Consider the following 22,154-nt stretch of genomic DNA (forward strand, 5'->3'; position numbering starts at 1 on the left):
TTAATTAATGAAGAAAATTTTAACAACAATAGCAATGATCGGAGCATTCATGCTGGCTGACGCGCAGAAATTTGAAACTAGAAAAGCAACTGACAATAGTGGCTATCAATACGAAACCGTTATTAATGATAAAACTGGCGTTAGAGTTTACACTTTAAAAAATGGCCTAAAAGTTTTCCTTGCGAAAAATGATGATGCTCCCAAAATTCAAACTTATATTCCTGTAAGAACCGGAAGTAATAATGATCCCGCTGATAATACTGGTTTAGCGCATTATTTGGAGCATATGATGTTCAAAGGAACTTCCAACCTAGCAAGTGCAAATTGGGCCCAAGAAAAGCCTCTTTTAGATCAGATCTCCAGCTTATACGAGCAGCATAAAGTAGAACAGGATCCAGAAAAAAAGAAAGCGCTTTACAAAAAAATCGATGAAGTTTCTCAGGAGGCAAGTAAGTTTGCGATCGCAAATGAATACGACAAAGCAATTTCTTCCCTTGGAGCTTCAGGAACAAATGCGCACACTTGGTTGGATGAAACGGTTTATAAAAATAACATTCCCAACAACGAATTGGAAAAATGGTTAAAAGTTGAGAAAGAAAGATTTTCTGAATTAACTTTGAGATTATTCCATACTGAACTGGAAGCAGTTTATGAAGAATTCAACCGTGCTCAGGATAACGACGGACGTTTGGTGAATTACGAATTGATGGATGCGCTTTTCCCTAAACATCCAAACGGTCAGCAAACCACGATTGGGAAATCGGAGCATTTGAAAAACCCATCAATGGTGGCGATTCATAAATATTTTGATGAATATTATGTGCCGAACAATTATGCGATGGTTTTAGTTGGAGATTTAGATTTCGACAAAACGATCAAATTGGTGGATCAGTATTTTGGAACTTTTCAATATAAAGAATTACCAAAAAAGCAAATCATCACCGAAGCACCAATGACAAAAATTGTAGAAAGAACCGTAAAAAGTCCTTCTACGCCAAGGTTACAAATGTCTTGGAGATCTGATTCTTACGGAACTCAAAACGCAAGATTGGCTGATATCGTCGGAAATATTCTCACCAATTCGGGAGATTCTGGACTGATTGATTTAAACATTAATCAAAAGCAGAAAGCTTTAAGAGCGATGGCTTACGAATCTGCGTTTAAAAATTACGGTAGTTTTTCCTTAATTATTGTCCCTAAAAATGATCAAACATTTGACGAGGCCAAAAAATTAATGTTGGAGCAAATCGATTTAGTGAAAAAAGGAGAATTCCAGGATTGGTTGATTCCAGCGATCATTAATGACATGAAAATCCAGCGTATGAAAACCTACGAAACTGCCGATGGTTTAGCCAGCAGTTTGTACGGAACCTATATTAGCGACAGAACTTGGGAACAAGAACTGAATGAGATTAATGAATACGAGAAGATCACCAAAGCAGACGTGGTGAAATTTGCCAACGAATTCTTTAAAGATAATTACGTTATCATTAAAAAAGAAAAAGGAGTTAATGATAAATTAGTTCGCGTTGAAAATCCAGGTATTACGCCAATTAAATTAAATAGAGAAGAACAATCTCCATTTTTGAAAGGAATTTTAGCGGAGAAATCATCTGATATTAAGCCAGAATTCGTTGATTATGCGAAAGTGCTGAAAACGGATAAAATCGGTGACAAAAAAGTAAGTTTCGTGCATAACAAATACAATGATATCGCGCAGACGCATTTTGTATTTCCTTTTGGAAGCGATAATGATAAAGAATTAGGATTAGCAACTCAAGTTCTACAATATTTGGGAACGGATCAATTATCTGCGGAAGAACTGAAAAAGGAATTCTTTAAACTAGGTATTTCTAATGATTTCAGAACTTCGGATGATCAATTGAGAATCTCTTTAAGTGGTTTAGAGGAAAATATGCCGAAAGCAATCGAGTTATTGAAAAACTGGATGCAGAACGCAAAACCTGATCAGAAAGTTTATGCAGAAAATGTAAAAACTATTTTGGAAGGTCGTGAAGTTGCGAAAAAAGACAAAGGGAGAATTATGGCTGCCTTGTCTAACTACGCAAAATATGGGAAGGTTTCTCGTTTCACCGACGTTCTTTCGAAAGCTCAGTTAGAAGCGATTAACTCTGTGGATATGACCAACAAAGTGCAGAACTTATTGAAAATGCCTTATGAGATTTTCTTTTACGGACAAGATTTCAATGCTTTTAAAAAGTATGCGAAACCTTTTGTAGAGAAGGAAACAATGCAAGTTGCGGCAAAACAGAAATATCCTGAACCAGCAACAGCAGGAAACGTGTATTTCACGAATTACGATATGGTTCAAACGGAGATGGCGAAAGTGGCAAAAGGACCAAATGTAAATCTTGCCAACCTCGGAAAAATCAGTGTTTTCAATGAATATTTCGGACGAGGATTATCTTCGATTGTTTTCCAAGAAATTCGTGAGAGTAAGAGTTTAGCGTATTCTGCGTATGTTTCTTATGCGTCAAGTAATGAATTGAATCGTCCGGATTATGTGACGACTTACATCGGAACGCAAGCGAATAAACTTCCGCAAGCTGTTACTGCAATGGATGAATTGATGGCGAATCTTCCACAAATTCCAGCACAATTTAACAATGCTAAAAATGCAGCGTTAAAGCAGATTGCTTCTGGTAGAATCAACAGAACGAATATTTATTTCAATCAGTTAAATCTGAAAAAATTAGGCGTTGACTACGATTTAAGAAAAGATATTTATAAAGAAATCGAAAAATTATCTTTGGCAGATCTAACTAATTTCTACAATTCTGAAATGAAACCAATGAAATACAATACGGCGATCATTGGGAAAAAAGAGAACTTAGATATGGTTGCTCTCAATAAAATTGGGAAATTCCAGGAAGTGACTTTAGAAGAAATCTTCGGATATTAATTTTAAATCAATTCAAATTATTAAAAGTGGAACTTCGGTTTCACTTTTTTTTGTTTCATACTAAAATTAAATAAAATTTGTTTTAAGAAGGTGAGATATTGTATCAAATATTTAGTCACCTTGTGTTGTGTTCAATTCCCCTATTGGTTTCAGGCTCAGGAATCTATAGTGTTCAGCAACGACCAATTCAGCGGAATCAATTCAGTCATCATTTCGCCAACGCAATCTTTTCTAAATCCAAATCCCTGGGATGTCAATTTGTTGGCCGCAGATGTTTTTATTCAAAACGATTATGGATATATTTCGCAGCAGAGTTTTGTAGGATTAAAAAGTGCAGAAATAGAATCATCCAACATCAAGAAAAATCGAACGGGTGAAAATACACCCAACGTCTTTGATTTTTATAATAAAGAGATTGGCAATTATCATTTTAGTTCAGATGTTTTGGGACCTTCTTTTCAGTTAAAAATTAAGATGAAGGAAAAGGATTGGTCTGCAGGATTATTTTCCAGATTGCGAACTCAAAGTTCCGCCTTAAAAGTTGATAATTATTTAAGATTCGGAAATCAGGATTTGTTAGAGCCAGAATTGTACACTTTAAAACCTCTAAAAATCAGTTTCATGAACTGGTCTGAAATCGGGTTAAATGTCGCGACAGAAATCTTTCCTTATTCAGCCTATCAGTGGATTATTGGCGGGAACCTTAAATATGCAATCGGCTTAGATGCTTTAAATTTAGAAAGCAAGTCGCCATTTCAATTGTCCAGAACTTCTATCGATATTAATGGGATTAGCGAGAAGTCAATCGTAGCTTCTAACTATGAAATTGCTGCCAGTTTTGCGACCAATTATAATTTCGAAACTGAGAAATATGAATATCAGCAGCGTGGAAAAGGATTAGGTTTAGATTTTGGGTTAACTCTTGTCGATCCAAGTTCAGATGCTGAAAATTATAATTTTAAAGCAAGTTTTAATGTGTTCGATGTTGGTTTTATTAATTTTCAAGGAGAAAATCATTTACTGAAAGGTTCGCCAATACAGCTTGAAAATAATCCGACGCTCAAGAATACAAAATTTAAAAGTCCACAGCAATTTTTGCAACTTTTAAGCAAGGAAGTTTATGGAGATGAAAACGCTTCGTTGCAAGGAACCGATTTTAAAATGGGTTTGCCGACTAGCGTTCATTTGAATCTGAGCAAGAACATTAGAGAACATCATTATCTTAATGCTAAATGGATTCAGCGAATTCCGATGTTCGAAAATTCTCTTAAACGGTCTAATATTTTCAATGTGTCTTACACGATTCAAAAGGCGGTCATCGGCTATGGAGGTTCGGTTTCTTTGTATGAATATAAAAGTTTGCAATTTGGTGCTTACCTCAGAATTGGGCCGCTAATTTTGGGAAGTGAAAATATATTTCCTTTAATTGTTAAACAGAAAAAATTACATTCTGGTGATTTCTATATCGCGTTAAAAGTATATCCTTTTTGGGATAATGACATGAAGCGCCATCGACGCAAAGATTGTTACTGTAAATGATATCGAGTAGTCTTTTAGAGTTTCTCAGAATCAGATTCCCAGTTTTTAATATTATTTTGAAGGTGCGTTTTGATCACCACATATTCTTCCTCGTCTCTGATGATTCGATCCCTAAATCTTGGCTGCCATTCAAAATAGGCGAAATCATTTTCATTGGCCCATCTTTTTAATCTCCCTTTGAATCTGTTAACAAAAGAGGAAATAGATTTTGGTACAAGAGGCATCAATCCTTTTTCTGGGATTTTAAAATCATTGTCTTCTCTGAAAATGGTCGCTATAAAATGGACATGATTAGGCATTATCACATATTCTTCAATAGTCAAATGTTCCAATTTTAGATTTGCCTTTTTTAATAACTCTTCTGCAAAAAATCCTATATCCGTAAAATACATTTCATTGTTTGATATTTCACCGAAATGATTTTTTTTGCCTTTTGTAACGATGGTTATGAAGTAGGAATTATTGGAGGAATAATCAAAGCCAGGAAGGCGGTATTGTTTGTGATATTTGTACTTCATAGCTGTAGGAGAACGCCTCAAAGGCGTGTTCAGGTATTTGTTAAATAAATACGTTTTTGACTTCTTTAACAAATTTATAAAATTTAATACAAAATAAAGTTTATGAAAAAACCTACAAATACATCCTCATATTAAAACGCAAGAACGCGCCTTTAAGGCGCGTTCCTACAACTAAAATATTTAAATAAAAATTATTTCACAATTTTCATTTCCTTTATCAACCATTTTGCATCTGCATATTTGTCAACGATAAAAAGAATATATTTCGTGTCCACCATAATATTTCTACTAAAACGCGGATCGAAATTAATGTCACTCATCGTTCCTTCCCACTGTCGGTCGAAATTCAATCCAATTAAATTTCCGTGAGCATCCAAAGTTGGACTTCCTGAGTTTCCACCAGTCGTATGATTGGTCGCCGTAAAGTTGACTGGAACATCGCCCGTTTTGTCTTTGTACATCCCATAATCCTTCGCATTATAAAGATTGACCAATTTCGCTGGAACATCAAATTCATAATCTCCCGGAACATATTTTTCCATCACGCCTTCTAAGTGCGTTTGGTAACCGTAAGAAACCGCATCTCTCGGATTTGAACCTTTCACCTGTCCGTAAGTTACCCGAAGCGTAGAGTTGGCATCTGGGAAGAATTTACGGTCTTTATCAGTTTCCATTTGTTGCGCCATGAATTTCTTCTGAAGCACATCAATTTGGTTTTGAAGTTCAGAATATTTTCCTTCACTCGTACTCATGTAAGAATCTTTCATCGCCGAAGCCCACTGAATAATCGGATCACTTTTTAGATTTTTAATCAACTGAGCTGGGTTCGCAAATACTTTGTCGATATCTGTTACCGCCGTTGCTCCGTTAAAAGTTCCTCTTCCTGTAACAACAGATTTTTTAGACCAATTTTCAACAGTGGCCAAATTTTTATTAGCATCTTTTAGTTGACTGAAATTTGCCGGTAGAAATTTCTCAGGAGTTTTTTCAGCATAAAGTGCCAGCAATTGAGCCGTTACTTTTGCATCCAATTCACCGTTGTAATTTTGATAAGTACCCGATAACCTGTTTTTGAAAGCGGTTAAGGTTTGATCATTAATTTTACCAGCTTCATAACTGTTCATGAAATTGATATACTGATTGGCTAAGGAAAGCGTTTCTGCATTTCTGGTAACCTCTGAATAGTAAGAACGGTTAAGCGAATAAGGTGATTGCTCATTATACAAAGTATTTAGTTGATCAATCGTCGTCTTAATCTGTGGGTTTTTTGCAATTAAAGTTTGCTCATATCTTTTCTTTTTCCCAACGGCATCAGATTTTTTCAAACCTTCCACTTCTCCGATCCATTTTTTATGGTAATTCGCTACAGAAGCATATTTCGAGGCGTATTTGATTCTGGTTTCCGCATCGGTCCGCATTTTCTCATTTAAAATTTTCAAGGCAACCGCTCTCACTTCAATCATAGCTGGATCGGTTTCCAACATGACCTTTTCTACTGCGATAGCGGGTAAATATTCGGTCGTTCTTCCTGGGAATCCAAAAACGAAAGTAAAATCGTTTTCTTGTTTATCTTTAATGGAAACGGGTAAGAAATGTTTTGGTTTGTAAGGAATGTTATCTTTTGAATATTCAGCAGGTTTATTGTTTTTATCTGCATAAATACGGAACAAAGAAAAATCTCCCGTATGTCTCGGCCAAACCCAGTTATCGGTATCAGATCCGAATTTCCCGATGGAACTTGGTGGTGCGCCAACCAACCTTACGTCTTTATAGGTATCGATAACGTGTGCGTAATATTTATTTCCGTAATAAACTGGTTTGATAACCACTTTTTGCCATGGTTCCAATTTGAATCCAGCTTTTACAGTTTCGATATTTTGATTGATTAATGCTTGTGAAGCTTTCTCATCCAAGTTTTGCGTTCCTGCTAAAACTTGCGCAGTTATTTCTTTAATATCGGCGATAAAATCTACCGTAACTCCTGGATTAGACAATTCTCCGTTCATATCTTTCGCCCAAAAACCATTGCTTAAATAATCATTTTGGACCGAAGAATGTCTTTGAATTTGACCGTAACCACAGTGATGATTGGTTAGTAAAAGTCCTTGTGGTGAAATTATTTCTGCCGTACAACCCCCATTAAACTGTACCACCGCATCTTTAATACTCGGTTTTGAAGGATCGAAAATCTGTTTTGCAGAAATTTTCATCCCCAAATCTTTCATTTCCTTTTCATTAAGTTCTGTGGGAATCCACATTCCACCGTACTGTTGCGCAAAAGCCATCACCGCCGGAAAAAGTATTGCCGATAGCAAAATGTTCTTTCTATTCATTTTAAAAATTTGCCTTAAAAATAAGAAAAATAATAGGATTATGTCTTATAACTAGAGTGAAAAAGATTTCTCGGATCCTTTACAGTCAGTTCTAGAAAGCAATCTTTTTAGTATAGAATTTAATAAGTGGATTTTGAGACAAATTCAAATGGAATATTTTTTGATTAAAAATTTTTCTTAAAATGATTGCCGATGTTACCTGTAAATCTCCTCCAGCTTTTTATCATTTCGCTTCCGGTCGCGTGTATTGCTTGGACGGTAACTCACGAAGAGATTTTTCGGGAACCGAGAGATTATTGTGTCACGAAATCAAAGGAATGCCGGTCGTTGTTCCAAAGGAAATTTTACTATTTATTTACTTGCGAATATTGCTTTAGCCATTACATCACCGCCGTAATTATTTACATCACGGGATTTAAATTGCTTTTCGATGATTGGCGAGGTTATTTTATTTCCTTTTTTGCCGTCGTTTTTATCGCTAATATTTATATGACTTTATTTGGTCTTCTCAGACAGAATCTAAAAGCTGAAAAAATAGAAGCGAAGTTAAAGGACAATGAGTTGCAAGAAGTGAAAGAAAAATCGGAGGATAAATAACTGGAAATTTATATTTCTGAAGTTTCGTTTTTTACGATTTCCGCTTTCTGCGCTAATTCCTTCGGATCTTCTTCCGTATCATAATACAACCATTCGATTGCCCGTGGAAACTCTTGCGACCAATAAAACTCCTGATGTTTTCCTTCGTGATTAATGCTCGTTTTAAACTCAAACTGCATGGAGGTAGAATCTTCCCAACCTTCCATCGTTTGCTGGAAAAGATGAATTCTTTCGGTCATTTCCGATCCTTCATGTTCTCCGCCGTACAGGTAAACTTTAATATCGTAAGGATTTTTAAAGTTCATCTGCGGGAAATTATTCTCCGGATTCAACCAAAGCGACGGTGAAAAAATCATCAACTTCGAATAAACTTCTGGATATAGAAATCCACTGTAAATACTAATCAATCCACCCAGCGAACTGCCTCCAATTCCGGTGAATTCTCGTTCGGGTTTTGTTCGATAAACGGAATCAACATAAGGTTTCAAAGTGTCTGCCAGAAACCGCACATATTTTTTTCCCTCTGCATTTTCGGTGATGGAATTGTAATCTAAAACATATTCTTTAATCCGATCATCGCTGCCATTTTCAATCGCAATAATAATTACATCGCCGCGACCATATTCCGCTAAAATTGACATTTTTTTATCGATTTCCCAGTTTCCAAAAGCCGAACCTTCATTAAAAAGATTTTGAGCATCTTGTAGATAAAGAACAGGATAATCCTTTTTTGTTTGATGATAATTGTAGGGTAGAAGTGCCCAGATTTTACGGGTTTTATTAAGCTGCGGTATGAAGAATTTCTCCGAGATAATTTCAACAATCGGGAAAAACTCTTGTTTAAAAGGTCCCCAATTCACCCGCCATCGTTCGACTTCATCCTCGCTATCTAAATCATTTTTCGCAATTTTCCGATTTGGCGTAATATTACCAAGTCGATCAATTTCGACATTTCCCCAACCGCCACGCGTAAATTTATACTCAATGAATTCCGGCAGTTTTTCGTCGTCAATATCAATGGAATAAGTACTCTCCTCAATTTCAGTCAATTCAAATACTAAATCACGAGGATTCCATTTATTAAAGTTTCCTGTAATAAAAACGGGTCTTTCGTCGGCTTCCTTTGATTTTAATGTAAATCTCATGAGGGTTTTTCTATTTTTAAAAAGCTAAAAGTAGGAAATTTATTCAAAATAAGATTTCTGTATCTCTGGTGATATTAAATTTAATGTTAAGTCAATGATAAGAACTCTCGAACATATATCACCTCTCGCAAGTTTTAAAGGATATGATTCTCCTTTTAGCTTTATTTTAAATATATTTGAGGTAGAAAAAGCGATTACGCCTTTTTTTATTTTTTTCAGTAAAAACCTCACTTAGAAAACTCCCCAAATCATGCAAACTGTGTTTCCTCATTCTTTGTTTACCGACCAAGATATTTATCTTTTCCGAGAAGGTAATCACTATAAATTGTATGAAAAATTTGGTGCTCATTCAATTGAACTTGAGGGAGTAGAAGGTGTTTATTTTGCCGTTTGGGCTCCACACGCCGAAGAAGTTTCCGTGATTGGTGATTTTAATGAATGGCATTCTGAAACCCATAAATTATTACCACGCTGGGACGAATCTGGAATTTGGGAAGGATTTATCGCTGGCCTTAAATGGGGCGATGTTTACAAATATGGAATCAGAACCAACAAAGGAGTTTTACTCGAAAAAGGAGATCCTTTTGCTTTAAGTTGGGAGCAGAGTCTTCAAGCCAGTTCCTTGGTTTCTACCACTTGGTTTGAATGGAATGATAAGAACTGGATGGCTGATCGATATAAAAGCAACACGATTGAAGCGCCGATGTCGGTTTACGAAATGCATCTCGCGTCCTGGATGCGAGGCGTTGATGATCCAGAAAAATTCTTTACTTACAGAGAAATTGCGGAGCGACTAGTTCCCTACATCAAAGAAATGGGTTTTACGCATGTAGAATTTATGCCGGTGATGGAATATCCGTACGATCCAAGTTGGGGTTATCAGATAACAGGGTTTTTTGCCGCCACTTCTCGATTTGGTTCACCTCAGGATTTAATGTTTTTAATCAATGAATTGCACAATAATCAAATCGGCGTCATTTTAGATTGGGTACCTTCTCATTTTCCTGGAGATGCCAACGGTTTGCATTTCTTTGATGGAACTTATTTATACGAACATGAAGATCCTCGCAAAGGTTTTCACCCCGAATGGAAATCCCATATTTTTAATTATGGCCGACCGGAAGTAAAATCTTTTTTAATCAGTAACGCCCTATTTTGGTTGGATCGATATCATGCTGATGGACTTCGGGTAGATGCCGTGACGTCAATGTTGCATTTGGATTATGCTCGAAATGAAGGTGAATGGGAACCGAATATTGAAGGCGGAAATGTCAATTTAGAAGCTAAGCAGTTTTTACAAGACTTTAACAAAGCAGTCTATAAAGAATTTCCGCATGTAATGACTATTGCTGAAGAAAGTTCAGATTTTCCGATGCTCACCAAACCGGTTTACGATGGCGGAATTGGGTTCGGCATGAAGTGGATGATGGGTTGGATGCACGATACTTTAAAATATTTTAAAGAAAATCCCACGGAAAGAAAATACCATCACAACAAATTGACTTTCGGCTCCATGTACGTTTATAATGAAAATTATATGATGCCGCTTTCTCATGATGAAGTCGTTCACGGAAAAGCAAGTATGATTTATAAAATGCCCGGCGATGAATGGCAGAAATTCGCAAATCTTCGCGCTTTATATCTGTACATGTTCACCCATCCGGGAGCGAAATTATTATTCATGGGTAATGAATTCGCGCAAACGCACGAATGGGATTTTACCCAAAGTCTTGATTGGCACTTGCTAAAATATCCAGTGCATAAAGGAATGCAGGACTTTGTCAAAAAATTAAATCATTTATATAGAAACGAAACGGCACTTTACGAAAACAATTTTTCACCAGACGGAATGGAATGGGTTGAAGCCAACGATGCTGACAATTCCATTTTTATCTATCTTCGAAAAGGAAAAAGTGAAGATGATGTTTTGATGGTTATTTTAAATTTAACACCCAACGTATTTGATTATAAAATCGGTGTCGATGAAGGCACAAATTGGGAAGTTATTCTAAATTCTGACGACGCCCAATTCTCAGGAAGTGGCGTCAACGCAGAAATCATCGATGAAGAAGATGATGAATGGATGTACAAACCAAACGCTATCATTCTGAAATTACCACCACTTTCAGGTGTTGTTTTAAGACAGAAAAAAAAGATGAAGAAATTAGCTGAACCTAAAAAGGCAATTGCCAAGAAATTGACTGCGCCAAAAAAAGCGGTTTCTAAAATAATAGAGACTGATGAAAAACCTTCAACTAAAAAACCTTCAATTGTAAAAAAGGAAAAGACTCCCGCCGTCAAAAAGAAATCAAAATCGTAAGATCCAACATAAAAACCGAATTTTAATATGAGAATTTTCAACCTTTCTTTCGAATGTTATCCTGTTGCAAAAGTTGGCGGGCTGGCCGATGTTGTCGGAGCCTTGCCCAAATATTTGAATAAAATCGAAGGAGTTGAAGCCAGCGTTATTATGCCTTGGTACAATAAACCTTTCGTGCATGAGCACAGTTTCGAACTGGTTTTTGATGGTTGGATTCATCAGCACAATCAAACTTTTCAAGTGATGGTGATGAAGGAAACGTCGAATGTTTTAGGTTTCGATTTATATCTCGTGAAGATCCCAGGACTTTTAGATCGCGATAATCCGTATGGTTATTGGGATGAAAGCCAGCAGTTTTTAGCTTTTCAACATGGCGTTTTGCATTGGTTAACCGCCATGCAGATTCGTCCGGATGTTTTGCATTGTCATGATTATCACACGGGTTTAGTTCCTTTTATGATTGAAAGCTGTCCTGAATTTAGTTTTTTAAAAGGCGTAAAAACCATCGGTACCATTCATAATGGCGAATATCAAGGACAGATGCGATGGGACATGGCCAATTACTTCCCTTGGTTTGACGGCGGAAAATGGGGCTTACTTGATTGGAACGGTTATATCAATCCCTTAGCATCCATGATTAAATGTTGCCACGCTTTCAATGCGGTCTCAAGTGGATATATGGATGAATTGTTTGAAAGTTTCCGCGGCTTGGAAACCTTGGTTCGGCAAGAACACGCCAAAGCAAACGGAATTATCAACGGCATCGATACTGAAATTTGGGATCCCGAAATCGATCCTTTTTTAGCCTTTAATTATGGAAAACAAGATGCAGCAGCTGGCAAGCTGAAAAACAAAAAAGAACTGTGCGAAGAGTATGGTCTCAATCCTGACTTGCCATTATTCAGTTTTATTGGAAGATTTGCCGGAGAAAAAGGTGCAGATTTTCTACCTGAAATTGTAGAAAAAAGTATTCAGGAAACCTATGGTGCTTTAAATATTATTATTTTAGGCTCCGGTGATAAAAGCATTGAAAATCAATTGGCCGAGCTGTCTTATAAATACTCCAACTTCGCGGTGGATTTAGGTTACAAAGAATACCTGTCGCACAAGATTTACGCTTCGTCCGATTTTTTATTAATGCCTTCTAGAGTTGAACCTTGTGGATTAAATCAAATGTATGCCATGCGTTACGGAACGGTCCCAATCGTTCGTTATATTGGGGGTTTACGCGATACCGTCGAAGACATTTCAACAGGTGGAAGCGGAATTAACTTTGGTGAAGCGAGCGCCAGTGCGACTGTTCACGCAATGCATCGCGCTTTGCATATTTATAATCAAGAGGGTTTAATGAGTCAGTTGGTTCAGTCGAATATGAACTTCGATTTCTCCTGGGAAAAATCCGCCCAAAAATATCTGGACTTATATAACAAATAATGTTTTTTCATTTTCGTCCGAAACCTTTGTTAATGGTATTGTTATTGTAAAGTACCTGCTCACTTAAAAAACAACCATGTTTCCACTTTCTCAGAAAAGATTTTTCAATCTTATTATTTTGTTATTGCTTACTTCCTTCGTTATCCACTGTAAAAAGGAAGTCAATATTTCTCCCCAAATTCAAATTAAAAAAGACTCGTTAGCAACTGTCAAAAAAGATTCTTTAATTCAAGATTCCATTAAAAAAAACACAGTCATTTATAGCTCGTTTATTTTCCCAAAAAACAAACGTGATTCCGCTATGGGAGTCTTTAATAAAGAGTTTTCCAAAGAAGAGCAATCAGTAATTTTGGCTATAAATCGTCTTGACATGAAAAACAAATGGCGAGCAGACACCTTAATGATTCCAGATAAAATCGATGAGACATTGATGGCTTATTCGCCGTTCCCACGATCATTAACTCAACTGAAGGATGTTGAAAAGATTGTATTTTTCTCCTATCCGATTCAGGCTTACGCACTTTATGAAAAAGGAAATCTCGTAAAATGGGGGCCAACAAGTATGGGGCACAAAACCGCTCAGACAAAACGGGGTTTAATGTTTACCAACTGGAAAAAAGAACTGGCAATTTCTACTGTAGACAGCGACTGGAAACTCCCTTATAATTTCAATGTTCATAATACTTTAGGCATCGGTTGGCATCAATATGATCTGCCAGGATATCCAGCTTCTCATTCGTGTTTAAGACTTTCTCTGGATGACGCAAAATATCTTTACAACTGGGCTGATCAATGGATTTTAAATAAAGGTGGCGCAACTGTAAAAGCCAACGGAACGCCCGTAATTGTCTTTGGTGATTACAAATGGGGTGGCAAAAAGCCTTGGAAAAACTTAAGTGAAGATGGAAAATCGAATAATATTTCGATCGAAGAAATGACCAAGGTTATTGAACCTAATCTTGCGAAAATTTTAGAGGAGCAAGCCAAGAGAGCAGAAGTAACTCAGGTCGTTTCGACGCCAGCAGCCTGATAACGTTCAAATTGCTGCACAGATTCTTCCGCAAATTCTCTTAATTGTTTCATTTCTTTCTTCGCTTTCCATCGACCGATTCTGGCGACCGAAAAAGTGAGACCCAAAAGTAGAAGCATAACTATCGAGGCGGTAAAAGCCCACGGGTAATCATTGCTTTTGATCTGTTTTTCTACGTACCAAATGGTGATGGCGAACATCAACAAAATCCCAAAAATAAAATTAAGAAACATGAAAAAAGTCCAAACTGCCGCAGCGGGACCGAAGATTCCGCGAATCACCGTTTTGTTTTCTTCAGAGTCAATTTCTGTTCGCAACGATAGATTGGGTTTCCAGTAATATTCTTGCGGAGTTCGAACCGTTATTAAAGATACTTCTTGATTGATATTTCCTTCGAAATTTTCAGTACGTTCTTTTAGAAATTTTTTCAGATAAGCAATATATTCTTCCCGCGAAATGTCGGTATAAATTTTAAATCTCGGTCTGGAGCGAATATGGTCGATAGTGTTTGCTTCAATTTGCATTTTGGTAGGGAATAGGATCTTGTAAAGTAAGGGTAAAATTTAGAATCTGACCATCTCGCTGTACTTTAATATTAATTTTTTTGCCATCTTCTTCTTTAAAATAATTATTAATTTTCTCCATGGTCAAATCACCAATTGGCCTTTTATTAATAGTGAGGAGTTCATCATTTTTTCGAATTCCCGCCACGAAACAGGGAGAATCTTTCCTGCAGCCTGCTACTGAAAACCTTGGCTTAAGTACAAAATTGTATTGAAAATTCTCTGGTAACTTACGGTTTTCACTTTCTCCTGAATAAGCCATGTTTTTCTTGGTTTCAATCCTGACTAAATCTTTTTCCCAAAGCATTCCAACTTGTTGAATGTCGAGACCGCTGCTGTTGAAAGAAAAAGGATCTTGATAATTCCTGTTCTTTTTCAAAAAAATTCTTTGATCGGGATAATCGAAAATCACCGTAAACCGACGGAGGATATCACTGCCAATGGAACCTTTTCTATTAGGTACTAATTTTAAATTCTGAATCGAATACTCATCCGGCATCGCCGTAAGCGGTTGCTCAAAACTAAATTTACCCAGATATAGACAGTGAATTCTGCTTCTTTTGCCAAAGATATCACCATTAAATCCACGTCCTAAATAATCATCAATATTGGGTCGGTTGTATTCAAAATTATCAATAAGTTTCGGGAAAAGCCACACGGCGTCGCTATTGCCTAGGTCTAGTAGCATTTTCGAGCTTACCTTTTCATTGTTCATTTCCACTTCCGCGATCATGTATGGTTTGTTGCCTTCGATGGTAATGGGAAATTCCGTAAAAGTTTTCTGTCGTTGATTAAATTTTTTATCCTCATTAAAAACGGTTATTTTTTTGGACGTAAAATTGATTTCAATTCGATGATTTTTAAAAAATTGGTAACCCATAATTCCATTGACGGGAATGCCTACATGCGAAGAAAAATTAATGCTTTCATCTAAAATAATAAAAATGGTATGTTCGAAATCTTTGTAATCCTTGCCAATGTTGACGATGTTATTTTCAGATTTTAAACCTTCAATATGAACGCTCTCACCCAAACCAGAAAACTTAATTTTTTCTATTTCATTAAAGTTAACTTCTTTATTATCCAGGCTGAACAAAATTGTTTCATTAACGCCAGAATCCAGTAGAAAAGTCAAATCTACTCCATTAATATTGACGGGTATAAAAACCAGATTGTTGATGAGTTTAAAAGGAATCACCGTTTTTTTTGGATTCGAAATTTCAAATCCCTTTTGTGCCGAAGAAAACGCAAAAATTACAAAAAAGAATAGGCGCAGAAATTTCATCTAATGAAGGTACAATTTTCTGTGGATTGGGATCATTTTTTTATGCGTAAATTACTACGACTAGAATTAAATAATCCTAAATTTGTTAGATGCTACACGAAGAAAAAAAAGAAAAATTCCGCCAATTGGTTGAGAATAAATTTCAGATTTATAACTCGCTTTTTATGAGTTTGCCTTATGATAAAATGTCGAATATTGGCATGTTGCTTCCTTTTCTGTATGAAGAAAGTAAAGTCGGCTATCAGGCCGGAAAAAGTCCCGAAGAAATTGTAGAAGAATTTTTCAGCAAACACACCGAACTTACAACCGAAGAGCAAAAAACCGAATTACTGTTTAAAATTATTCAGTATATCGAGCGGCAAGTCGTTTTGTATGATAGTATCGAAGACGCTGCTTTCCCACAATTGCATTCCGAAAGTGATGCTGGTACGGTGTTGCAGGTTCATGAGCGCGCTTTGCAGGAACATCAGCTTGAAGCTACCCGAAATAAGTTAAAAGATTTCGCCATAAAAGTTGTTTTTACCGCTCATCCCACGCAGTTCTATCCCAATTCCGTTCAGCGGATTTTGCATGACTTACGCACGGCAATTACCGATGATTCAATCACCGAAATCGATATGCTGTTGCAACAACTCGGCAAAACGCCTTTCCTAAATAAAGAAAAACCGAGCCCATTAGATGAAGCTTTAAGCATCATTTTTTATCTGAGATATGTCTATTACGACACCATTGGTGAATTATATAAAAAGGTGAAAAATACTTTCGGTACGCCCACTTTTACACCGGCTCAAGATATTATTCAAATGGGATTTTGGCCCGGTGGAGATCGTGATGGCAATCCGTTTGTAACAGCCGAAATTACGCAACAAGTCGCGCAGGAATTGCATCTTTCTATTTTGAAATCTTATTACGCTCATTTAAAGAAATTACGAAGAAGATTGAGTTTCCGTGGAGTTTCTAAAATCTTAGATGGACTGAGTGACGATTTGTATGAAGCGATTTTTAAAGAAGACCAAGATATTTCTTCGGAAGAAATTTTAATTAAAGTTAAAGAAGCAGAAAAAATTCTGATTGAACAGCACAACGGACTTTTTAAAAATCTATTGGAGGATTTTAAAGATCGGGTGAAGATTTTCGGAACTCATTTCGCGACTTTAGATATTCGCCAAGACAGTCGAATTCATCAGGAAGTTATTGACGAGATTATTGCTAAAAATTCAGATTTAAATATTGAAACAATTACAGATCAAGAGAAACTCGACTGGCTTTTAAAAACTGACGTCGTGCTTGACCCTAATAATTTTCAGGGCATAACCAAAGATACTTTACAGAACATTTACAATGTAAAAGGGATCCAGGAGAAAAATGGGGAGCGTGGCATGCATCGCTACATTATTTCTAATTCTGAAGCCACTAAAGATGTGTTGAATGTATTTGCTTTATTTAAACTGTGTGGTTATCCGGAAGCTGAAATCAATATCGATATTGTTCCCCTTTTTGAAACCATGGAAGGTTTGGATCTCGCGGAAAATGTAATGAAGGACCTCTACGAATTGCCAGTCTATAAAAAACATTTAGAGAGACGAAAAGGTGCACAAACCATTATGCTTGGGTTTTCTGATGGAACAAAAGATGGTGGCTATCTAAAAGCCAACTGGGAAATTTATGAAACCAAAGAACAGTTGACGAGTATTTCTGACCGATATCAAATTAAAGTAATTTTCTTCGATGGTCGTGGTGGACCGCCAGCTAGAGGTGGTGGAAAGACCCATGATTTCTATGCTTCTCAAGGAAAAACAATCGCCAATCATCAAATTGAATTAACCGTTCAGGGACAAACAATCACTAGTGTCTTCGGGAATAAAGATCAAGCGAAATACAATTTCGAACAACTGCTGACCGCCGGAATTGAAAATGACGTCTTTAAAAATGCCAAAAAAGATTTGAATGGCAGCGAGCGAAAACTCTTAGAAGAACTGGCTGAAATCAGCTATCAGAAATATTCTGATTTGAAAGCACATCCAAGATTTGTTCCCTATCTGCAGGAAATGAGCACGCTAGAATATTACGGAAAAACCAATATTGGAAGTCGTCCAACCAAACGTGGCGCTGGCGGAGAATTAAAATTTGAAGATTTGCGTGCGATTCCATTTGTTGGTTCTTGGAGTCAACTCAAGCAAAATGTTCCTGGGTTTTTCGGGTTTGGGTTTGCCTTGCACGAGTTGAAAAATCAAGGGCGATTTGACGAGGTTAAAAGTTTATATAAGGGATCTGATTTCTTCAAAACATTGGTTTTAAACTCGATGATGAGCATGAATAAATCTTACTTTCCGCTGACTTCTTATATGAAAAAGAATCAGCGATTTGGTGAATTCTGGACCATTCTTTCAGACGAATATAATCTATCTAAAGAGATGATGCTGGAACTCACAGGATTTCAGGAATTGATGGAAGAAGAACCACTTTCGCAACTGTCGGTGAAAATTCGGGAGAAAATAGTACTTCCACTTTTGAGTATTCAACAATATGCTCTAATTAAAATTCAGAAAGAAGAAGGCAATCGGGAAGCATACGAAAAACTCGTCATGCGATCACTCTTCGGAAATATTAATGCAAGTCGAAATTCAGCTTAAACAAAAAGACCTTCAGAAATGAAGGTCTTTTTTTATGGTGTAAAATGAATGTAATTATTCTTTAATTATTTTTTCGATGTATTGGTTATTGTCCGTTTGTACTTTTATGAAATAAACGCCACTCGACAATTTTTCAATATTATTGATTTTCTCATTTTTTATGGATTGTACTTTCCGTCCTAAAGTATCATACAATTCCACCGAAATAATTTTCTCATCAGTTTTAATGGTGAATGTATTCACTACAGGATTTGGATAGATTTTTAAGTAAGATTTATTTGCAGTATTGACTGTTGATAAAGTCGTATTAAAAGCTTTACCAAAATTCAAAATTCCATATCCTTTTTGTGGATCTGTATTCGGGTAAAGGGAAGCATTTTGTCGGAGAATAGTGCTGATTTCGTCCACTTGTTTTGTCGGCGTGGCCTGGATTAAGCAGGCGATTCCACCTGCGGCAAGTGGCGTGGCAAATGAGGTTCCACTGCTCGATGTTACGGAATTGTTGTAACCCATATAGGTGGAACTTCCTCTGGCGCTTGCATCAGGTTTTATATGTCCGACTGCGTTGGGACCAAAAGAAGAAAAAGAAGAACTTGCTCCTGTAGCCGTCACGCCTCCAATCGTAAATACTTTTTGGTTATCTGCGGGAGTGATGATATAATGCCACGGTTTCAGCGCTTCATTTCCCGCGGCTGCAATGACGAAAATTCCTTTCTCTGTGGCAATTTGCGCTGCTCTGGCGATGAAAGAAGTCGTTCCAGTCATATCTGAGTATAGCAAATTATAACGCGAATCATCGAAATCATAATAACCTAGCGAAGTCGTAATTACATCAACGCCTTTGCGATCTGCTTCTTCTGCAGCTTCTGACCAGTACAATTGCTCTTCAGGAAATTCGTTACCGGCATCTTCAGTGGCGTATAAATAAAAATCGGCATCGGGAGCGGTGCCCACAAAACTGTTTTCAACATAACCTGCAATCACTCCCAAACAGTAGGAACCATGGTTATTGAGTTGCATACTGTAAAAATCGTTGCTTTTATCAATGAAATTATAACCACCTTTTATTTGTCCACTATTTCTAATTCTCGCATAAACAGAGCCTGTATCTACGGTCGGAAATCCTGTATCAATAACCGCAATGGTAACGCCTGTTCCCGTAAAACCAGCAATATGCAAAGGACGAAGATTGACCTGATTAATTTGTGCTAAACCAGAGCCATAATTAAAAGTTGTTTTGCCTAAAGTCTTATTAAACTCCTCAAACTTATTCACTTTTTCACCGGTAGTTTTTCCGCCAGTTGGATGTTTGATAAAGCGCTCCACCGATTGTACATAAGATTTCGACTGCAAATCTAAAATCTGCGCTGCGGTCGCATTGACGGCGACCCCATTCATCCATTTGGAATAGTCATCGACCGTGAATCCTAAATTTTTAATGTTCTGAATGTAAGTCGCTTCAATCGGCGCATCTTGATCGTTCAGAGCAATTCCATATTTAGCTCGTCGATCCAAAGATTTCTGCGTCAATTCAGAAATTGGATTTGCGTAAAAGGCGGCTTTGTTGGGTTTATCATTAAAGAATACAAAAACTAGTTCGGTCTGGGCGCTGGTAAAAACAAAAAGGAAGAGGACAAGTGTAAGTAGAAACTTTTTCATTTTGTGGATTTATTAAAGTGTAACAAAATTAATTAAAATGTGGCTGTTTGATAGCGTAATCTTGAAAATATTTTTAATCATGTAAATCAATCCTTATTTCAGTTTAATTTTAATAATGGTGATCGTTTGATTTGAGTTAAAATGAAAGTCCTTTCAAAAGTTATTTTATAAATGTTGTGCTGCAATTTTATTTAAATAAATGAAAGCGCTACCTTTAATGCTAAAGGAAACATTAACCCTATTTAATTTTTTAAAAAACTTAATTTTAGTAAATTTGAGAAAATATTTTTTCTATGAAATCGCTACTACCATTTTCTGTAAAAAACAGGTGTAAAAATAGGCGATTGCATATGATCAATAAAATACAATAAAATTTTCATATGAAAAAGATTCAGATGGTTGACCTTCAAAGTCAATATTACAAAATAAAACCTGATGTTGATAACGCAGTGCTAAATGTGATGAACACGGCGGCCTTTATCAACGGTCCTGAAGTTAAATTTTTTCAGTCCGAATTAGAAACGTACCTCGATGTAAAACATGTGATTCCTTGCGCCAACGGAACCGATGCTTTGCAAATTGCACTCATGGCTTTGAATTTAAAGGAAGGCGATGAGGTAATCACAGCGGATTTCACTTTTGCAGCCACCGTAGAAGTTATTCATTTATTAAAATTAAAAGCAGTTTTAGTCGATGTTGATTATGATACTTTTACTATGGATACGGAGAAGCTGAAAGCAGCGATCACTCCCAAAACAAAAGCGATAATTCCAGTTCATCTTTTTGGACAATGTTCCAACATGGAAGAAATTTTAAATATTGCCGAACAACATGATATTCACCTTATTGAAGATAATGCCCAAGCCATTGGGTCTGAATTTACTTTTTCAGACGGAACAGTAAAGAAATCTGGAACCATGGGAATTATGGGCACGACTTCTTTTTTTCCTTCTAAAAATTTAGGATGTTACGGTGATGGTGGAGCCATTTTCACCAATGATGATGAACTTGCTCATAAAATCAGAGGTATCGTGAATCACGGAATGTATGAACGATATTACCACGATGAGGTTGGTGTAAATTCCCGTTTAGATAGTATTCAAGCGACGGTTTTAAGAAAGAAACTAACGCTGCTTGACACTTACAATGAAGCGAGAAGAAAGGCAGCCGATTATTATGATGACGCTTTCGCTGATTGTGCAGAAATTCTAACGCCGAAAAGAGCGGATTATTCTTCGCATGTTTTTCATCAATATACTTTGAGAATTTTAGGCGGAAAAAGAAATGATTTGCAAAAATTCTTAACCGAGAAAGAAGTTCCGGCGATGATTTATTATCCAGTGGCTTTAAGAAAGCAGAAAGCATATTTCCAGGATAGCAATGATGTTGATTTTGTGAATACCGACAAGCTTTTAGAAGAAGTTATTTCATTGCCAATGCATACTGAATTAGATGATGAGCAGTTGAAATATATTTCTGACGCGGTGTTGGAGTTTATGAATAAGTAGGTTTGAATCTACTTTGTCAAAGTTAAGAACTTTGACAAAGTTTAAAAATGGAAATAAGAGAAGACATCTTGGAAGCCGATTATCTCTATCATATTTTTAATAGAGGAATTAATTCTAATTTAATCTTTTTAGACAATGAAAATATGTCATTTTTTCTGAAGAAAACGGAACAATATGTTTTACCTTTTTTCGTAATTTATGGATATTGTCTGATGCCAAATCATTTCCATTTTATTTTAAGACCTAAATCCAATGTTGAAATAAGTTCAAAAATCAATACTTCTATCAAAGGTCTGCATTGTGAGGAATCTATTTACAGCAAGTCATTAGCTAGATTATTCAGCAGCTATACACAGGCATTTAATAAAGTTTATCGTAGAAGCGGTCCTTTATTGGAGTCGCCTTTTAAGAGAATTAGAGTTACTTCTGAAGAATATCTGAGAAATTTGATTATTTACATTCATCAAAATCCTGAAGATTTTCAGAACTATAAATTCTCATCTTATAAAGCAGTTATTTCTAATGTTGAAACTTCAATTTCGAGGAATGAGATTCTTGCAATATTTGATAATAAAGAAAATTTTAAAATTTGTCATCAAAAAAAGATTGACAGTAGCCTATTTGAAATTAAAATCTAAAAAACTTTGTCAAAGTCTTAAACTTTGAC

Annotated in this window: 15 protein-coding genes; 9 read left to right on the plus strand and 6 right to left on the minus strand. The window is 36.3% G+C overall.

What is annotated here, in order from left to right:
* Window positions 1–7: 7 nt before the first annotated feature.
* Both BMX49_RS06070 and BMX49_RS06075 read left to right on the plus strand, forming a co-directional pair.
* Window positions 8–2,923: a M16 family metallopeptidase gene (locus BMX49_RS06070; protein WP_051803563.1), complete on the plus strand. Its 2,916-nt coding sequence runs from the start codon at window positions 8–10 to the stop codon at window positions 2,921–2,923.
* A 90-nt stretch (window positions 2,924–3,013) separates the two neighbouring features.
* A complete protein-coding gene (locus tag BMX49_RS06075) occupies window positions 3,014–4,462 on the plus strand; it encodes a hypothetical protein (protein ID WP_126337058.1) in 1,449 nt (482 codons plus the stop codon).
* Between the two features lie 14 nt (window positions 4,463–4,476).
* Here the strand turns inward: BMX49_RS06075 and BMX49_RS06080 are convergent, their stop codons facing one another.
* Together BMX49_RS06080 and BMX49_RS06085 are read right to left on the minus strand one after the other, a co-directional pair.
* The gene (locus BMX49_RS06080; RefSeq protein WP_221404838.1) at window positions 4,477–5,052 is read right to left on the minus strand and encodes a transposase; all 576 of its coding nucleotides are present in this window, start codon (window positions 5,050–5,052) and stop codon (window positions 4,477–4,479) included.
* Between the two features lie 119 nt (window positions 5,053–5,171).
* Window positions 5,172–7,313 (minus strand): S46 family peptidase, encoded by a 2,142-nt coding sequence (locus BMX49_RS06085; protein WP_034716824.1) that lies wholly within the window; start codon window positions 7,311–7,313, stop codon window positions 5,172–5,174.
* A 192-nt stretch (window positions 7,314–7,505) separates the two neighbouring features.
* Between BMX49_RS06085 and BMX49_RS06090 the strand changes: the two genes are divergently transcribed.
* Window positions 7,506–7,910 carry a hypothetical protein gene (locus BMX49_RS06090; RefSeq protein WP_034716821.1) on the plus strand — a complete coding sequence of 135 codons (405 nt, stop codon included), beginning with the start codon at window positions 7,506–7,508 and terminating at the stop codon, window positions 7,908–7,910.
* An 8-nt stretch (window positions 7,911–7,918) separates the two neighbouring features.
* Here the strand turns inward: BMX49_RS06090 and BMX49_RS06095 are convergent, their stop codons facing one another.
* Window positions 7,919–9,055, minus strand: a complete 1,137-nt coding sequence (locus BMX49_RS06095; RefSeq protein ID WP_034716818.1) for an alpha/beta hydrolase — start codon at window positions 9,053–9,055, stop codon at window positions 7,919–7,921.
* Between the two features lie 250 nt (window positions 9,056–9,305).
* Here BMX49_RS06095 and glgB point away from each other — a divergent pair, with 250 nt between their 5' ends.
* The 3 genes from glgB to BMX49_RS06110 all read left to right on the plus strand — a co-directional run bounded on the left by glgB (window position 9,306) and on the right by BMX49_RS06110 (window position 13,839).
* A complete protein-coding gene (glgB, locus tag BMX49_RS06100) occupies window positions 9,306–11,375 on the plus strand; it encodes a 1,4-alpha-glucan branching protein GlgB (RefSeq protein WP_126337060.1) in 2,070 nt (689 codons plus the stop codon).
* 27 nt (window positions 11,376–11,402) lie between these two features.
* Entirely contained in the window at window positions 11,403–12,809 is a 1,407-nt protein-coding gene (locus BMX49_RS06105; protein WP_034716816.1) for a glycogen synthase, read from the plus strand.
* A gap of 76 nt (window positions 12,810–12,885) precedes the next feature.
* Entirely contained in the window at window positions 12,886–13,839 is a 954-nt protein-coding gene (locus BMX49_RS06110; RefSeq protein ID WP_034716813.1) for a L,D-transpeptidase, read from the plus strand.
* On the opposite strand, the gene BMX49_RS06115 is transcribed toward BMX49_RS06110, so the two are convergent.
* Both BMX49_RS06115 and BMX49_RS06120 read right to left on the minus strand, forming a co-directional pair.
* Complete coding sequence (locus BMX49_RS06115; RefSeq protein WP_034716811.1) at window positions 13,812–14,363, minus strand: hypothetical protein; 552 nt, start codon at window positions 14,361–14,363, stop codon at window positions 13,812–13,814. The two genes, BMX49_RS06110 and BMX49_RS06115, sit on opposite strands and share 28 nt — an antisense overlap.
* The gene (locus BMX49_RS06120) at window positions 14,353–15,600 is read right to left on the minus strand and encodes a PDZ domain-containing protein (RefSeq protein WP_246005110.1); all 1,248 of its coding nucleotides are present in this window, start codon (window positions 15,598–15,600) and stop codon (window positions 14,353–14,355) included. Before BMX49_RS06120 ends, BMX49_RS06115 begins: the two co-directional genes overlap by 11 nt.
* Before the next feature lie 176 nt (window positions 15,601–15,776).
* Here BMX49_RS06120 and BMX49_RS06125 point away from each other — a divergent pair, with 176 nt between their 5' ends.
* Window positions 15,777–18,320, plus strand: a complete 2,544-nt coding sequence (locus BMX49_RS06125) for a phosphoenolpyruvate carboxylase (protein ID WP_034716805.1) — start codon at window positions 15,777–15,779, stop codon at window positions 18,318–18,320.
* A 54-nt stretch (window positions 18,321–18,374) separates the two neighbouring features.
* Here the strand turns inward: BMX49_RS06125 and BMX49_RS06130 are convergent, their stop codons facing one another.
* The gene (locus BMX49_RS06130; RefSeq protein ID WP_034716803.1) at window positions 18,375–19,979 is read right to left on the minus strand and encodes a S8/S53 family peptidase; all 1,605 of its coding nucleotides are present in this window, start codon (window positions 19,977–19,979) and stop codon (window positions 18,375–18,377) included.
* 380 nt (window positions 19,980–20,359) lie between these two features.
* Here BMX49_RS06130 and BMX49_RS06135 point away from each other — a divergent pair, with 380 nt between their 5' ends.
* Together BMX49_RS06135 and BMX49_RS06140 are read left to right on the plus strand one after the other, a co-directional pair.
* Window positions 20,360–21,487 carry a DegT/DnrJ/EryC1/StrS family aminotransferase gene (locus BMX49_RS06135; protein ID WP_034716801.1) on the plus strand — a complete coding sequence of 376 codons (1,128 nt, stop codon included), beginning with the start codon at window positions 20,360–20,362 and terminating at the stop codon, window positions 21,485–21,487.
* A gap of 47 nt (window positions 21,488–21,534) precedes the next feature.
* On the plus strand, window positions 21,535–22,125 hold the full coding sequence (locus BMX49_RS06140; protein ID WP_034716800.1) for a hypothetical protein: 591 nt from the start codon (window positions 21,535–21,537) through the stop codon (window positions 22,123–22,125).
* Window positions 22,126–22,154 lie beyond the last annotated feature (29 nt).

It is taken from the genome of Kaistella antarctica, assembly GCF_900109615.1.
In the GTDB taxonomy this organism is placed as follows: Bacteria; Bacteroidota; Bacteroidia; order Flavobacteriales; family Weeksellaceae; genus Kaistella; species Kaistella antarctica.

What these genes read in the sequence shown, in the direction of transcription:
- BMX49_RS06115 (WP_034716811.1), bottom strand. Translation starts at nt 14,363, where the DNA reads ATGCAAATTGAAGCAAACACTATCGACCATATTCGCTCCAGACCGAGA.
- BMX49_RS06095 (WP_034716818.1), bottom strand. Translation starts at nt 9,055, where the DNA reads ATGAGATTTACATTAAAATCAAAGGAAGCCGACGAAAGACCCGTTTTT.
- BMX49_RS06125 (WP_034716805.1), top strand. Translation starts at nt 15,777, where the DNA reads ATGCTACACGAAGAAAAAAAAGAAAAATTCCGCCAATTGGTTGAGAAT.
- BMX49_RS06140 (WP_034716800.1), top strand. Translation starts at nt 21,535, where the DNA reads ATGGAAATAAGAGAAGACATCTTGGAAGCCGATTATCTCTATCATATT.
- BMX49_RS06105 (WP_034716816.1), top strand. Translation starts at nt 11,403, where the DNA reads ATGAGAATTTTCAACCTTTCTTTCGAATGTTATCCTGTTGCAAAAGTT.
- BMX49_RS06085 (WP_034716824.1), bottom strand. Translation starts at nt 7,313, where the DNA reads ATGAATAGAAAGAACATTTTGCTATCGGCAATACTTTTTCCGGCGGTG.
- BMX49_RS06135 (WP_034716801.1), top strand. Translation starts at nt 20,360, where the DNA reads ATGAAAAAGATTCAGATGGTTGACCTTCAAAGTCAATATTACAAAATA.
- glgB (WP_126337060.1), top strand. Translation starts at nt 9,306, where the DNA reads ATGCAAACTGTGTTTCCTCATTCTTTGTTTACCGACCAAGATATTTAT.
- BMX49_RS06090 (WP_034716821.1), top strand. Translation starts at nt 7,506, where the DNA reads ATGTTACCTGTAAATCTCCTCCAGCTTTTTATCATTTCGCTTCCGGTC.
- BMX49_RS06110 (WP_034716813.1), top strand. Translation starts at nt 12,886, where the DNA reads ATGTTTCCACTTTCTCAGAAAAGATTTTTCAATCTTATTATTTTGTTA.
- BMX49_RS06130 (WP_034716803.1), bottom strand. Translation starts at nt 19,979, where the DNA reads ATGAAAAAGTTTCTACTTACACTTGTCCTCTTCCTTTTTGTTTTTACC.
- BMX49_RS06070 (WP_051803563.1), top strand. Translation starts at nt 8, where the DNA reads ATGAAGAAAATTTTAACAACAATAGCAATGATCGGAGCATTCATGCTG.